This is a genomic window from Streptomyces sp. NPDC059037, assembly GCF_042740015.1.
In the GTDB taxonomy this organism is placed as follows: domain Bacteria; phylum Actinomycetota; class Actinomycetes; order Streptomycetales; family Streptomycetaceae; genus Streptomyces.
This window is the reverse complement of record NZ_JBHYIG010000043.1, coordinates 27,324-41,798: the sequence shown is the minus strand read 5'-3', so window position 1 is coordinate 41,798 and position 14,475 is coordinate 27,324. Positions and strand designations below refer to the sequence as shown.

At 70.1% G+C, this 14,475-nt stretch carries 12 protein-coding genes; 6 read left to right on the top strand and 6 right to left on the bottom strand.

Annotation, left to right across the window (positions count from 1 at the left end):
- The first annotated feature begins 217 nt into the window (after nucleotides 1–217).
- Both ACFWY6_RS12285 and ACFWY6_RS12280 read left to right on the top strand, forming a co-directional pair.
- Complete coding sequence (locus ACFWY6_RS12285; RefSeq protein WP_360772867.1) at nucleotides 218–679, top strand: universal stress protein; 462 nt, start codon at nucleotides 218–220, stop codon at nucleotides 677–679.
- A gap of 137 nt (nucleotides 680–816) precedes the next feature.
- Complete coding sequence (locus ACFWY6_RS12280) at nucleotides 817–2,250, top strand: amino acid permease (RefSeq protein WP_384688222.1); 1,434 nt, start codon at nucleotides 817–819, stop codon at nucleotides 2,248–2,250.
- Between the two features lie 4 nt (nucleotides 2,251–2,254).
- Here the strand turns inward: ACFWY6_RS12280 and ACFWY6_RS12275 are convergent, their stop codons facing one another.
- The 4 genes from ACFWY6_RS12275 to ACFWY6_RS12260 all read right to left on the bottom strand — a co-directional run bounded on the left by ACFWY6_RS12275 (nucleotide 2,255) and on the right by ACFWY6_RS12260 (nucleotide 7,115).
- Nucleotides 2,255–3,886, bottom strand: coding sequence for a hypothetical protein (locus ACFWY6_RS12275; protein ID WP_384688217.1), 1,632 nt, complete (start codon nucleotides 3,884–3,886; stop codon nucleotides 2,255–2,257).
- Nucleotides 3,887–3,941: 55 nt separating this feature from the next.
- Entirely contained in the window at nucleotides 3,942–4,865 is a 924-nt protein-coding gene (locus ACFWY6_RS12270; RefSeq protein ID WP_384688214.1) for a carbohydrate ABC transporter permease, read from the bottom strand.
- Nucleotides 4,862–5,860 carry a sugar ABC transporter permease gene (locus ACFWY6_RS12265; protein ID WP_266872749.1) on the bottom strand — a complete coding sequence of 333 codons (999 nt, stop codon included), beginning with the start codon at nucleotides 5,858–5,860 and terminating at the stop codon, nucleotides 4,862–4,864. The genes ACFWY6_RS12270 and ACFWY6_RS12265 overlap by 4 nt, the downstream gene beginning before the upstream one ends.
- Before the next feature lie 127 nt (nucleotides 5,861–5,987).
- On the bottom strand, nucleotides 5,988–7,115 hold the full coding sequence (locus ACFWY6_RS12260) for an ROK family protein (protein ID WP_384688211.1): 1,128 nt from the start codon (nucleotides 7,113–7,115) through the stop codon (nucleotides 5,988–5,990).
- A gap of 162 nt (nucleotides 7,116–7,277) precedes the next feature.
- On the opposite strand from ACFWY6_RS12260, the gene ACFWY6_RS12255 reads away from it, so the two are divergent.
- The gene (locus ACFWY6_RS12255; RefSeq protein ID WP_384688208.1) at nucleotides 7,278–10,178 is read left to right on the top strand and encodes a glycoside hydrolase domain-containing protein; all 2,901 of its coding nucleotides are present in this window, start codon (nucleotides 7,278–7,280) and stop codon (nucleotides 10,176–10,178) included.
- Between the two features lie 153 nt (nucleotides 10,179–10,331).
- Here ACFWY6_RS12255 and ACFWY6_RS12250 read toward each other — a convergent pair whose 3' ends face one another.
- On the bottom strand, nucleotides 10,332–10,748 hold the full coding sequence (locus tag ACFWY6_RS12250) for a MerR family transcriptional regulator (protein WP_384688205.1): 417 nt from the start codon (nucleotides 10,746–10,748) through the stop codon (nucleotides 10,332–10,334).
- Nucleotides 10,749–10,776: 28 nt separating this feature from the next.
- On the opposite strand from ACFWY6_RS12250, the gene ACFWY6_RS12245 reads away from it, so the two are divergent.
- Complete coding sequence (locus ACFWY6_RS12245; RefSeq protein WP_384688202.1) at nucleotides 10,777–11,553, top strand: methyltransferase domain-containing protein; 777 nt, start codon at nucleotides 10,777–10,779, stop codon at nucleotides 11,551–11,553.
- 23 nt (nucleotides 11,554–11,576) lie between these two features.
- Here the strand turns inward: ACFWY6_RS12245 and ACFWY6_RS12240 are convergent, their stop codons facing one another.
- Complete coding sequence (locus ACFWY6_RS12240) at nucleotides 11,577–12,833, bottom strand: CapA family protein (RefSeq protein WP_384688199.1); 1,257 nt, start codon at nucleotides 12,831–12,833, stop codon at nucleotides 11,577–11,579.
- A gap of 288 nt (nucleotides 12,834–13,121) precedes the next feature.
- On the opposite strand from ACFWY6_RS12240, the gene ACFWY6_RS12235 reads away from it, so the two are divergent.
- On the top strand, nucleotides 13,122–13,634 hold the full coding sequence (locus ACFWY6_RS12235) for a hypothetical protein (RefSeq protein WP_365502872.1): 513 nt from the start codon (nucleotides 13,122–13,124) through the stop codon (nucleotides 13,632–13,634).
- A gap of 163 nt (nucleotides 13,635–13,797) precedes the next feature.
- Nucleotides 13,798–14,457, top strand: a complete 660-nt coding sequence (locus ACFWY6_RS12230) for a zf-HC2 domain-containing protein (protein ID WP_384688195.1) — start codon at nucleotides 13,798–13,800, stop codon at nucleotides 14,455–14,457.
- The last annotated feature ends 18 nt before the right edge of the window (nucleotides 14,458–14,475 follow it).

Below are 14,475 nucleotides of genomic sequence, written 5' to 3'. Positions count from 1 at the left end.
CCGTTCGGTGCCAACACAGCCCGCCGTGGCGGAATCACCGAACACCGGGGCGCCGCGCAACAATGCGCGGCGCCCTGGACTCATTTCATCCTTTTTCATGACTAATCCGTCGCATGGCGGACGTCCCGCGCGGACCAGCAACACCACGGCGGGCCGCGAATGCACCCGATCCGACCAGCGACGACGGCTCCAGAGCCGGGTGGGTAACCTCTGCGCTGTGACCGAAGACCACTCCCACCAGTTCGAACGCGGTACCGACGGCCCGAAGGTGATCGTCGTCGGGGTCGACGGCTCGGACTCCTCGCTCCGGGCCGCCGCCTACGCCGGAGGGCTCGCCCGACGGCAGCGTGCGCTGCTCGCCGTCGTCTACGTCCAGCCGGTGATGGCCGCCGGTGCCGCGCTCGGCGCCCCCGTCGCCGAGACGACGGACGAGATCGCCGAGGGCCTGATCGCCGAGATCCGGGCGGCGACCGAGCGGGTGAAGGGGATATTCGACGTGCGCTGGGAGTTCCACACCTTCCGCGGCGACCCCTACAGCGGTCTGGTCAAGGCGGCGGACGATCTCACGGCCGACGCCGTGGTCGTCGGGGCCTCCGAGCAGGCCGGGCACCGGATCGTCGGATCGGTCGCGGTACGCCTGGTCAAGGCGGGCCGCTGGCCCGTCACCGTCGTGCCGTAGCGGTGGTTCCTCGGCCCTCGCCCGCCAGAGTGCTGAACCCTCACATATGTGGGGGGTGTGGTGTCTGTCGCCGCGAGCCCGCCTGCGCCATCATGATCCGCCATCAGCTCATGGCCGTCCGCGAAGAGGTGGAGCTCATGGCGGGACTCCGTATGGGGCAGGGCGTGCTGCGCCGCAAGCCCATCGAACACATCGAAGAGACCGAGTCGGGAGCGGCCGGCGGTCTCTCCCGGTCGCTCGGTCTGTGGCAGCTCACGGCGATCGGTATCGGCGGCATCATCGGCGCGGGGATCTTCACCCTCGCCGGGACGGTGGCCAACGGCACGGCCGGACCGGCCGTCCTGATCTCCTTCCTCATCGCCGGTGTCGCGAGCGCGGCCGCGGCCTTCTCGTACGCCGAGTTCGCGGGCCTCATCCCGAAGGCCGGATCGGCGTACACGTACGGCTATGTGGTGCTCGGCGAACTCGCGGGCTGGTTCATCGGCTGGGACCTGCTCCTGGAGTACACGGCGATCGTGGCGGTGGTCGCGATCGGCATCTCCGGCTACTTCAACTTCCTGCTCAACGACATGGGCGCCGAGCTCCCCACCTGGATGCTGGGCGCGCCGGGGACGGGCGACGGGCACAAGGTCGACCTGTTCGCCGCGGTGCTCTGCCTGCTCATCGCGTATCTGCTGACCCTCGGCATCAAGAACGCGGCGCGGTTCGAGATGGTCGTCGTGGTCCTGAAGGTCATCGTCGTGATCGTGGTGATCGCGGTCGGGTTCTTCCACATCAACACCGACAACTACAGCCCGTTCTTCCCCTTCGGGGTCAGCGGTGCGTTCACGGGTGCGGCGACGGTCTTCTTCGCGGTCTTCGGGTACGACGCGATGAGCACCGCCGCCGAGGAGTCCAAGGACGCCCAGCGCCACATGCCGAAGGCGATCCTCTACTCCCTCGCCATCTCGATGGTGCTGTACGTGCTTGCGTGCCTCGTCCTCACCGGCATGCAGAGCTACAAGGACATCGACCCGGAGAGCGGGTTCTCCACCGCCTTCAAGTCCGTGGGGCTCGGCGGTCTCGCCGATGTCATCGCGGTCGGCGCGATCATCGGCATCCTCACCGTGATGTTCACGTTCATGCTCGGCGTCACCCGCGTGTGGTTCAGCATGTCGCGCGACGGGCTGCTGCCGAAGTGGTTCGCCAAGACGCACCGGACCCGCCATGTGCCGACGCGCGTGACCTGGATCGTCGGGTTCGCGTCGGCCGCCATCGCCGGGTTCCTCCCGATCGGCGAGGCGGCCGAGCTGACGAACATCGGCATCCTGCTCGCGTTCGTCGTGGTGTGCGTCGCGGTGATCGTGCTGCGCTACAGGCAGCCCGATCTGCCGCGGACGTTCCGCTGCCCCGGAATGCCGGTGGTGCCGGCGATCGGGGTCGTCTTCTCCATCTGGCTGATCACGTTCCTGCAGTGGCAGACCTGGGTGCGGTTCGCCGTGTGGTTCGCCGTCGGCCTCGTCGTGTACTTCGGGTACTCGTACCGGAAGTCGGAGCTCGCCAAGGCCGACGTACGCGACAAGACGCTCTAGCGGATCAGGCGCTCTTCTCGATCGAGAGGGCGAACTCCTTGGCCATCTGGTCCAGGCCCTTGTTCTTCCACTCCGCCCAGAACGGCTTCCACTCGCTCAGCTTCTTGCGGCCGCTGACGATGTCGTTGACGAGGTCCCCCGCCTCGGTCTGCATGCGACCGTAGTGCTGGGTGTACGCGTCGGAGTAGTGGCCGACCACCGGGTTCTGGATGGCGGTCGCAAGGAGCTTCTTCTCGGCGGCGTACACGTCCTTGACGTCCTGGGCGCGCTCGTCGCCGGGGAAGCTCGACGCGATGATCGCGAAGGGCGAGGTCGTCGACGTCTGCAGTCCGCTGAAGAGGCCCTCGACCTGCTGCTTGCCCTGCTTGGTGCGGGTGGGGAAGCCGTTCTTGTCGTACGTGAAGTCCTCGCCCTCGGTGCCGTATTCGAGGAACTCGCGCTCCTTGCTGCCGAAGGGCGCCGCCAGGTAGTTCAGGACGTCGAGCAGCATGCGCACCCGCTTCTCGTCGCCCTTCTTGACGGCGGTGTAGCCGATGGTGCCCAGGTGGTAGTGGTGGTTGGGCTTCCGGCCGCCCGCGGCGAAGGGGATCAGGATCTCGGCGGCAAGCCCGGGGTCCTGGACGCGGGTGTCCTTGCGGGCGTTGAAGGGGTTCGCGAAGACGCAGGCGCCGATCGAGCCCTGCGCCATCTTGGTGTACGCGTCGGCCATCTTGGGGTTGCCCGGGTAGAAGACCCCGGCCTTCTTCAGCTTCAGGACGAAGTTGAGGGCTTCCAGGTACTCGTCCGTGTCCTGGAACCAGGTGAGCGAACCGTCCTTGTTCTGCCGCCACTTGTTGGGAGCGCCGAAGCACTGGCTCATCACGCTGGCGGTGTTGACGTAGATCGGCTCGAGGGCCCAGACCTTGTCGCCGGTGACCTCCTTGCACTTGGCGAGGAACTCATCGGGACTGCTCGCCTGGATGCCGTCCGCCTTCGCCCAGACCTTGGGATTGCCGCCGAAGACCTGGCCGAACGCGGGGTACGGGACGGGCGCGCCCCAGATCTTGCCGTTCACCACGGCCGTCTTCCAGTGCGCGGGCGTCATCGCGGCGAGGTTCGGATACCTCTTCACCGCGTCGCCCGAGACGTACTCGGTGATGTCGGCGCACTTGGCTTCAAGCAGCTCGGCGATGTGCTGGATGCCCTGGTTGGGCGGTATCCACAGCAGGTCGGGCAGGTCGCCGCCCGCGACGACCGCGGAGAACTTCTCCTCGTAGCCGGGGTCGGTGCCCAGGATCGCGGTCAGGTCGACGCCGAGTTCCTTGTCCAGCTTCTTCCAGTACGCGTTGGAGCCCTTGGGGGTCGGCGGCTGCGTCCAGATCTCCGTGAGCATCGTGATCTTCGAGCCGTCGCCCGGGGTCTTGGCGACGCTCTGCACCAGGTCCTTGGGGTACGAGAGGAACCCCGCCGAGAGGCCCTTCGCGTTCGGCGCCAGGTCGGGACTGATCCCGGCGAAGGGAACGTACGAAGGCAGCTTCACCTTCGACGATGCCGCCTCGCCCGTCTTCTTCGTCGAGGAGCCGCAGCCCGTCAGCGAGGTGGCGGCCGCGCCCGCGGCGACGGCGGTGGAGAGGCTGAGGAAGGTGCGTCGGGACATGCCTGTCATGGGAATCTCCGCGAAGGGTGTCAGGGTCTGGCAGCGGACGGGGGGTTCAGCCCTTGATGGCGCCGGTGAGCACGCCCTTGGTGAAGTACTTCTGCAGGAACGGGAAGAGCAGCAGGATCGGGATGAGCGCGATCATGACGACGGCCATGGAGATCGACTGCTGGGGAGGCATGTTCGTGACGCCCAACTGGTCGCCCGTGATGGACTTGCCCTGCACGACGTAGGTGCGCAGGACCAGTTGGATGGGCCACTTGCCCGAGTCGTTGAGGTAGAGCATCGCGTTGAAGAAGGCGTTCCAGTACGTCACCGCGTAGAAGAGGCCGACGACGGCGACGACGCCCTTGGAGAGCGGGAGCACGATGCGGGTCAGGATCCGCCAGTCGCCGGCGCCGTCGATCCGCGCCGCCTGGTAGAGCTCCTCGGGGATGTTCATGAAGAACGCGCGCAGGACGACCAGATTGAAGGCGTTGATCATGACGGGGAGGATCAACGACCAGTAGGAGTCCAGGAGTCCGAGCTCCTTGACCACCACGTACATCGGGACCATGCCGGGCACGAAGAGCAGTGTGAACAGGACCATCAGGAGGATCGGCTTGCTGCCGGGGACGCCGCGCTTGCTGAGGGCGTAGGCGAGGGCGATCGTCGTCAGGAGCGAGAGGGCCGTGCCGACCAGGGTGATCAGGACGCTGACGACGACGGCGCGCGAGACGATGCCTCCGGAGAGGATCGTGCGGTACGCGTCCAGGGTCGGCTCCGCGGGGAAGAGGACGAAGCCGCCCGCCGCGGTTATCTCCTTGCGGGAGGCCAGGCTGGTGGAGAGGACCGTGACGAACGGCAGGATCATCACGGCGCAGATGACGGTGATGACGACGGCCTTGGCGGTCGAGCCGATCTTCGTCGGCGGCTCTTCCCAGGCGGGCCGCTCCTCGCGGGCCGCGCGGGTGCGCAGGGGGGATCCGAAGCTGCTCATTTGCTGTACACCCCGTGCTCTCCGAAGGCGTGGGCGACCTTGTTGGCGCCGTAGATCATCAAGGCTCCGACCACTCCCTTGACCAGTCCTGCCGCGGCGCCGACGCCCCAGTCGCCGTAGACGACGCCGTGGTAGTAGATGTACGTGTCGAGGACTTCCGCCGCGCGGGCGCCGACCGCGTCGCGCTGGAGCAGGAACTGCTCGAAGCCGACGGACAGTACGTCGCCGAGGCGCAGCACGAGCAGCATGATCGTGACGCCGCGCACCGCGGGCAGGGTCACATGCCACATGCGGCGCCAGCGTCCGGCGCCGTCGACGGCCGCCGACTCGTACAGGGACTGGTCGACGCTGGCGAGCGCCGCCAGGTAAATGATCATGCCCCAGCCGATGTCCTTCCAGATCACCTGACCGGTGATCAGGAGCGGGAAGGTGCCGGGGTCGGTCATCACCTCCAGGGCCGACATGCCGTGGTCGCGCAGGTAGTTGCTCAACAGGCCCGCGCCGCCGAGTACTTGCTGGAAGAGCGCGACGACGAGCACCCAGGAGATGAAGTGCGGCAGATAGACGACGCTCTGCACGAACTTCTTGATGCGCGGGCTGACCAGGCTGTTGATAAGCAGGGCGAGGGCAAGAGGTGCAGGGAAGAAGAAGATCAGCTGGAGCGCGGCGAAGGCCAGGGTGTTGCGGACCGCCTCCCAGAACGCGGGGTCGGCGAAGAGCTCCTGGAAGTTGGCGAGGCCCACCAGCGGGCTTTCCTTGAAGCCGATGAAGGGCTGGTAGTCCTGGAAGGCGACGATGTTGCCGAGCATCGGCACGTAGAAGAAGACCAGGAAGAAGAGCAGGCCCGGGGCCATCAGGGCGAGCATCACCCAGTTGTTCCGCAATCGGACGCGGAGCGGGACGCGGCGGTGGCGCTGCGGGCCCTTCGATGTCGCGGCTGACGCGGGTGGTGGCGACGCGGCCTTGGGCCTGCGCAGCGTTCCTTGGGATGTCACACGTACTCCCTGGCCTGACGGCACGACGGAATAGGGAAGTCGGCATCCGGCTAATTAGGAAGCCAACTTGCCGAATGAGAGCCACATCATCGAAGCGCGGCTCAGTTCCGTCAACCACCTGTCGGACCTAGAGAGTTGGACTTTTCTGCGCGGCGTGATCGATGTGTTCCAGTGCGAGGCGGGCTGCCCCGATTGCGGTCGATTCCTCGCCGAGTACGGAAGTTTGCACCGTCGGCGCATAGGGGCTGAGCCCGCCGAGCCGTTCCGCGAACGGCTCGCTGAGCAGGGCGCCCGCGCGGGAGATGCCGCCGCCGAGCACCACGGACTGCGGGTCGAGTACGGCGACATGGCGGGCCAGGCTGTCGGCGAGCGCCTCGGCGAACGCGCGCAGCGTGTAGCGGGCCCCGCCGTCACCGGCCGCCGCGGCGGTCACCACCGCCCGTGCCGCGTTCTCGCGGGTGGGCCGGTCCGCGCCGTCGTGGCCCGCGAACCAGTCGAGAAGCCGCTGGTAGCAGTTCCCCCAGCCGTCCCCGGCGACCATCTCGCCCGCCGCGCCGTGGTGTCCGCGGTGCAGCTCGCCGCGCAGCCACAGGCCGATGCCGAGGCGGTTGCCGACGTACAGGTACACGCAGTCACGGGCGCCGACCGACACTCCCCCGGTGCACTCGGCGAGGGTCGCGAGCTGGATGTCGTTGCCCACGACGACCGGGCCGTGGGTGTCGTCGGCGAGCTCGCGGGTCAGGTCGCGGCCCGTCCAGTCCGGCAGCGAGTCGCTCTCCACCACCCGTCCCCGCGCGTCCACCATGCCGCTGGTGCCGACGCCGGTGGCCAGCGGGCGCACGCCTGCCGCCGCCGGCTGGGCCAGACAGCCCGCGATCGCCTCACGGACGGCGTCCAGGCGCCGGGGCCCCGGCAGTTCGGGCGTGACGGCGACGCGCTGGGTGGCCACGGTGCGGCCGAGCAGATCGGCCGCGTGCACCAGGATCTTGTGCGCGCCGATGTCCACGCCGAGCACATGGGCGGCCTCGGCACGGAAGCGGAACCTGCGGGCCGGCCTGCCCACGCTGCCGCTGCCGGGCGTCAGCTCCACCAGACGGCCCTCGCGCAGGAGCTGGGCCGTGAGGTCCTGCGCCGTGGGCCGCGAGACGCCGATCAGCGCGGCGAGTTCGGGCACGGTGATCTCGTCGCGCTCGCGCAGCACGCGCAGGGCGGCGGCCGCGTTCAGGCGGCGCAGCAGCGACGGGTCTCCACTCATGGGTTCCCCCTTCATGGATTCCCCCGGCTGCTTCATGGACTCCCCCGCCTGGGCTCCCCGATTCAAGGCGTCCCCCTTGACATCGCGATCGGTTGATCTCCAGTGTGACCCCGGAGAGATTGAGAAACTTACCTAATAAACAGCGCCCTTGGGGGAGCACAGATGGGTGAGACCGGTCATCCGGAGCTGGCATGCGGGATCGGCTCCTGGGACAGCGACGTCTACGGCAACCACCGGCTGCTCGTGCGCGCCGACGCCTCCGACACCGCGGCGCCCGCCGTCGCGGCCGAACTTCCGTGGCGGCGCCAGGATCCGGACCCCGCGTCCGTCGACGTGATCGTCGTGGGCCCCTCCGGAGAGCGCGTGCGCAACACGGTCGCCCTGGAGGTGACGGACGAGGCGGGGCGCATCGCCTTCGAGCCGGTGGACGGCCCCGGCACCTACGCCGTGCACTATCTCCCGTACGCGCACACGGGCAAGCCGTACTACCCGCAGGCCGACTACCGCAGGCCGACCAGGACCGCCGACCCCGGCTGGGTCCACCGCTGCGGCCTGCACGACGCCGCCGGGTGGGAGAAGCTGCCGCGCGCCGAGGCCTTCGGATACGAGGCGGCGAGCGCGGTCGACTCGTTCGCACCGCTGGGCTTCGCGGCGACGGCGGAAGAACGGGATCGCCTCCAACAGGCCCATGCCGCCGAGCAGTTCCTCCTCTTCGGCGAGGACAGGGCACATCCGCTCGGCCGCTACCACCGGCTGCCCGCGCGCTGGGCACAAGCCACCCCCTTCGCACCGCACACGGTCACGGCCGACCGGGGCGAGTTCCGCGCACTCCAGGTCGGCGTGTACGCACTCGGGGACCTGACGGACGTACGCGCCGAGATCCGCGGGCTGCCCTTCGCCGCGCGGTGCCTCAGCACGGGCGGCACCGACGCGCGGGGCCGGGCCTTCGAGCGGCCCGTCGGGCTCGACGCGGGGCGGGCGGGCGCGCTGTGGTTCGGCGTGGAGGTGCCCGAGGAGGCTGAACCGGGCCTGTACGAGGGCGAGATCGCCGTCCAGGCGTCCGGCGCCCCGGAGCGGATCCTGCCGCTGCGGCTCGCCGTCGCCGAGGACGTCGTCGCCGACGGCGGTGCCGGGGAGCCGTGGCGGCTCGCGCGGCTCGGCTGGCTGGACTCGGCGTACGCGCAGGACGACGAGGTGGTGGCGCCGTTCACCCCCGTCGAGGCCGACGGACAGCGCCTGGCGATCCTCGGCCGCACGGTCGAGCTCGGCCCGGACGGACTCCCCCAGCGGATCGTCTCCACGTACACCCGGAGTGTCACGCGCACCGACGGACCGGCGCGTGAGCTGCTCGCCGCGCCGATCACACTCGACCTGGGCCGCCCCCTGGAACGGGAGCCGCTCACCGTCGACCAGCCGGGCCCGGCACGGGCGCGCTGGTCCACGCGGGCGACCGGACAGGACGTACTCCTGTCCGTCCAGGGCGAGTTGGAGGCGGACGGCTTCCTCGTCGTACGCGCCACGGTCGAGGCGAGCGCCGACACCGAGCTGGACGTGACACTGGACGTGCCGGTCCGTGAGGAGGTCGCGCGGTACGCGATGGGGCTCGGCCTGACCGGCCGGGCGTGCCCGACGGCGTACGACTGGAACTGGGACACCCCCACCCGCAACCAGGACGCGTTCTGGCTGGGCGACCCGGCCGCGGGCCTCCAGCTGAGCCTGCGCGACGAGCACTACGCGCGGCCGCTCAACACCAACTACTACCGGGAGAAGCCCCTGCGTACGCCGCGTTCCTGGGCGGGCGACGACGGGGCGGGCGGGGTGCGGCTGCGCACGGAGGAAGGAGTCCGGCGGCTGACCGCCTTCAGCGGTCCGCTGACGTTGCGCGCCGGGGAGAGCCGGTGCTTCGAGTTCCGGCTGCTCCTGACCCCGTTCAAGCCGCTGGAGCCTGGCCGGCAGCTGTCCGAGCGCTACTTCCACGCGTACGCGTCGCCCGCGGAGATCGCCGAGTACGGCGCGAACGTCGCCAACCTCCACCACGCGACGCCGCCCAACCCGTACATCAACGATCCGCTGCTCGGCGCGGACGCGCTGCGCTCGTACGTGGCGGAGGCGCATCGGCTCGGGGTCCGGGTCAAGGTGTACGACACGGTGCGCGAACTGACGCGGCACACACCGGAGTTGCCGGTCCTCGCCGGGCTCGGGGACGAGATCTTCGCGCCGGGTCCTGGGGGTGGGCACGCGTGGCTGCGGGAGCATCTGGGCGGTGACTATGTCCCCGGCTGGGTGGCGCCCGACGTGGGAGACGTCGCGGTCGTCACGTCGGGCGACTCGCGGTGGCACAACTCCTATGTGTGCGGGATCGAGCGGCTGCGGCGGGTGGTGGGGGTGGACGGGCTCTACCTCGACGACGTGGCGTACGACCGGACGACGATGAAGCGGGTGCGGAAGGCGCTGGGCGGGGCGGGGGCGTCACCGCCGCTCGTCGATCTGCACTCCTGCAATCAGTTCCGCGAGGCGGACGGGTACGCGTCCAGCGCGAATCTGTACGCGGAGCTGCTTCCGTACGTGGACCGGCTGTGGCTGGGCGAGCTCTTCGACTACGAGGACGGCGCCGGGGCGGACCCCGCCTACTGGCTCGTGGAGATCTCCGGGATTCCGTTCGGGCTGATGGGCGAGATGCTGGAGGGCGGGGGAAATCCCTGGCGGGGGCTGGTCTTCGGGATGACCGGGCGGGCGCCGATGGTGGATGTGCGGGGGTTGTGGCGGGCCTTCGATCAGCTTCGGCTGCCGGAGGCGGAGATGACGGGGTGGTGGGCGTCGCCGTCCGTTCGCACGGGGCGGGAGGACGTGCTTGCCACGACCTGGGAGGGGCCTGGCGGGACGGTGGCGGCGGTTGCCTCGTGGGCGGCGGGGCCGGTGGACGTCGTGCTGACGTCGGCCGCCGGGCAGCCGGTGGCGGCGTACGCGCCCGCGGTCGAGGGCTTCCAGCCCGAGCGGAGGTTCGCGGCGGGCGAGGCGGTGCCGGTGGCGCCCGGGCGGGGGTGGTTGCTGCGGATCGGGTAGGGGGCGGGTACGTCCGGGGGCCGGCCCAAGCGGCTTTGGCGAAGTCCGGTGCGGTGCGGGCGCGCCCCCGAAGGGGCGCGGGGAACTGCGCGACCAGCCACGACACAGCCGCAGACGAGCGACGGCACCCTCGCTGCACTTCCCGCGGAGCGCTCAGTGGCCGACCCGCTCGGCGATGAGCCGTCGGTAGTTCGGGCACTGGGTGACGTCCTCGTACGCGCAGTTGAGGCCATCCTCGATGAGCTCCAGTGATGCCTGCGCCGCCGCGATGGTCGACCGGAGCTCTTCGGCCGCGGGGCGCAGGATCTTGTGCCGGGTGGGGCGGTCGACGGTCGCGGACAGACTCCTGATGGTCGTCAGGCCGAGGCCTGCCTCCTTCAGGATCAGGATCGTCGCCACACGGGTGAGGTCGTCCGCGCCGTAGCGGCGGCGCCCGCCGGCGTCGCGTCCGGGGTGCAGCAGGCCCACCGTCTCCCAATGCCGCAGCACATGCGTGGCCAGGCCGAACCGTGCCGCGATGGCGCCGATGCTCAACGTGCCGGTGCCGCAGCCGTCTTCGCTTGACTTCATGCCGACATTAAGTCGCAGCATGACGCCCATGTCCAAGAATCAGGAAGCGGTGCGAGAGCGCCGCGACACCGAAGCCCTGCTGGCCGTCCTCGACGCCGCGGACCGGCTGCCGAGCGCCACTCGGCTGCGGGACCGCTCCTACGAGCTGCTGTCTCTCGTCCCGGGATCGACCGTCGTGGACGTCGGCTGCGGCGGTGGTCGGGCCGTCGCCGAGCTGGCCGAACGCGGCGTCCACGCGGTGGGGGTGGACCCCGGCCCGGAGATGCTGGCCGCGGCCCGTGGGCGGTGGCCGGGGGCCGAGTTCCGGGAGGCGGGGGCGGAGGATCTGCCGTTCGCCGACGGCAGCGTCCGCGGCTACCGTGCCGACAAGGTCTTTCACGTACTGCGGGAGCCGGGGCGCGCGGTGGCGGAGGCGCGACGGGTGCTCTGTCCGGGCGGCAGGATCGTCCTGGTCGGTCAGGACTGGGACGCCATCATGATCGACTCTGCTGACGCGGAGCTCACCCGCACGATCGTGCACGCCCGCGCCGACCGCCTGGGCACGCCCCGCGCCGGGCGCCAGTACCGCGGCCTCCTCCTGGACGGCGGCTTCGACGATGTCACGGTCGAGGCGCACACCAGCGTGTTCACCGACCCCGCGATGCTGTCGCTGCTCACGAGGCTCGCCGAACCGGCCTGCGCGAGCGGCGCCGTCGACCGTGCACGGGCGGACGAGTGGCTCGCCGAACAGCGCCGACGCGCCGAGACCGGCCGCTTCCTCGTCGCCATCCCGTTCTTCGTGGCTGCCGCCTCCGTCCCTGCCTGAGCAGGCGCTGTCCGGTCCGTCGGCTACCGGCCCATCACCAGGCCCTGCTTCCCCGCCCCGCGGCTCAGCACCACCCTGCGGATGCGGTCCCGGACGTCGCCGACGTCCGCCCCGCGCGCCAACGCGGCGTTCAGATTCACGACCCGGCCCGTGTCCGTGTCGAACCACTGCGGAATGAACTCTGCCTTCTTCACCGCCCAGCGGGCGCCGGGCTCGGTCGGCGGGGCGAACGTGAAGCGGCCCAGGGTGCCCTGGTTGCCCCGGGGGTCGTTCTCGCCGTCGTGGTTGATCATGTCGCCGGCGATCTGGTCGCCCATGCCGTACACGACCCAGGTGCCGTTGACCTTCTCGTACGCCTGCGGCACATGCGCGTGCGTACCGAGGATCAGGTCGATGTCGGGGCGGCCCGCCGTCCGCGAGGACGTCAGCTGCTTGCCGAGGCTCAGCTGGCGGCGGTCCGGTGCGTCCTGCCACTCCGTGCCCCAGTGGACGGAGACCACGACCACGTCGGCGCCTGCCTTGCGGGCCGCCCGCGCGTCCGCGACGATCCGGTCGCGCTGCATGAGGTTGACCGTCCAGGGCTTGCCCTTGGGCGGCGGGTACCCGTTGGTGCCGTAGGTGTACGCCAGTTGCGCGACCTTCGCGCCGCCCGCCCGCAGCCATGCCGGGGACCGGCCCTCGGCGGCCGTGCGGCCCGAACCCGCGTGCTTGACGCCCGCCTTGTCCAGCGCGGCCAGCGTTCGGCGTACCCCCGCGGCGCCGTCGTCGAACGTGTGGTTGGAGGCGGTCGAGCAGGAGTCGTAACCGGTGGCCTTCAGGGCGCGGGCGATCTGCGGCGGGGACTTGAAGCTGGGGTATCCGGAGTAGTCGCCGTTCGCGCCGTACACCGTCTCCATGTGACAGATCGCCAGATCCGCCTTGGAGACTACGGGTTTGACGCCCGCGAGCATCGGCTCGAAGTCATAGCCGTCGCCGCCCGCGTCGGCGTTCGCCTTGTCGATGATCGAGGAGTGCGGGAGCACGTCCCCTGAGGCGATGAGAGTGAAGGCGCGGGGCGCTCCCGCGCCGCCGCCCGCCGCGGATGGCGCGGGCGGCCGTACTTCCCGATGGGCGCCGCGCGGGCCGCCGTCGCCGCCGTCCCGCTGCATTTCATGTCGCGGCTTCGGCTTGTGCTGTTGCGCGGGCTCCTCATTCGCCGTGCAGGCGGCGGCCCCGGCGAGAGTGGCTCCGATCATTACGGCCGCCAGAACGGTGGTTCCCTGCGGTGTGCGGCGTGTCATCGACCAGGCTCCGTGAATGGGGGATATTCGGCGAAACGAATCCACATTCGGGCACAAGGCCGAGTCAAGCAGCAATGCCTCCATAGTCCCTGAAACGGACTCAAAACCTTCGGCCATGTGACACGAAAGACAGAGGGCATTTGACCTGCGACGAAACCGGGGCCCGGGTCAAACCTCTGTAAAGCGCCTTGCTCGGCACCCCTGTTGAGTAATCGGCTGTCCTCATCCGTGCTTCGGATTGGGGGCCAGAGGCCGGCGACGCGCACGGACAGAGGAAGGCGAGACGGGATGCTGCACGAGAGCAGAGGAAACGCCGAGGGCCCCGGCGGCGAACTGACCGTGCCGATGGCCTGGTTGTACGCGGAGTACATCGCGGACGAATTACTGCGCACCGGCGATTTGATGCCGCCGACATCTTTCGAATACCGAGCGGGGCGTGATGCTCTGGCCCTGACTATTTTCCTCTCCGACACGCGGGGCGAACTGTCGGGCATCCGTGTGGTCTCGCAGCTGGAGACCTGGCTCTCCCTGACGGCCTATGACCAGCCGTGGCAGGACTGGGTCGCCGAGCGGATGGCCGGGCTCGCGGCGGACGCGGCCGCATCCGGCGCCCCCACGCCCGATCTGGAGCTGGCCGACCAGGCCTGGCGGTGGCTGGAGGAGACGGAGCTGCTCGCCCCTGACCTGGACGCGGTGCCGGGCGGCGGGTCGCCCGGGAGCGAGGACGACGGGCCGAAGGTGTGGACGGCCGCCTGGCGCCTGGGGCTGCCGCTGGGGCATCTGGCGATCCACTTGTTCTGATAGGTCTCGTTCTGATACGTCGCCGACCGCGCCGCCTCGTGGCCCGCGAGGCCACGCCACGACACGAATGGCTGTTCTGCCGCCGCGTCTTGAGTGATTCGGCGGTCCACTGCGTACGGAAGGGCAAGAAGCAACCTGACCCACACAGAACGCAAGGAACGCCATGAGGTCCCTGGAGCGGCATCGCGACGCCGGCGCCTACGCGCTCGGTGTCCTCGACGCGGCGGACACCTTCCGCTTCGACGATCACCTCATGGACTGCCCGGTCTGCCGTGATCTCGTCACCGAACTGACCCCCACGGCACGGCAGTTGGCGGCATACGTCCGGGTGACGCCACCGCGCGTCGACCCGCTGGCCACGGCAGGACCCGGCCTGCTCGACCGGCTGCTCGCCGATTCCGGGCGGCTGCGGCGCAGGGCGGCCGGGCGCAGGCGGTGGCTGTGCGCGGTCGCCGCGAGCGTCGTGCTCGCCGTGGCGGGGCCCGCGGTCGCGGTCCTCACCGCCGACGGCCCCGGCCCCGAGCGGATCACCGCGCGGGACGGCCGCACCGGCGTCTCGGCGACGCTCACCGCGCACGACCGCGCCTGGGGCACGGACATCGGGCTCCGTGTCCACGACCCGGAGGGCTCCCGGGTCTGCGAACTCGTCGCCATCGGCACGGACGGCTCCGAGCAGCCGGTGACCACGTGGAAGGTGCCCGCCGGTGCGCCGTCGGACGGGGTGTCGACGCAGGGCGGCGCCGCGCTCCCCCGCGCGGACATCGACCGGTACGAGGTGCGCACCACGGCGGGCAAGCACCTCCTGACGCTCGACCGCCGCTGAACCCCGCTCCTGCTGAAC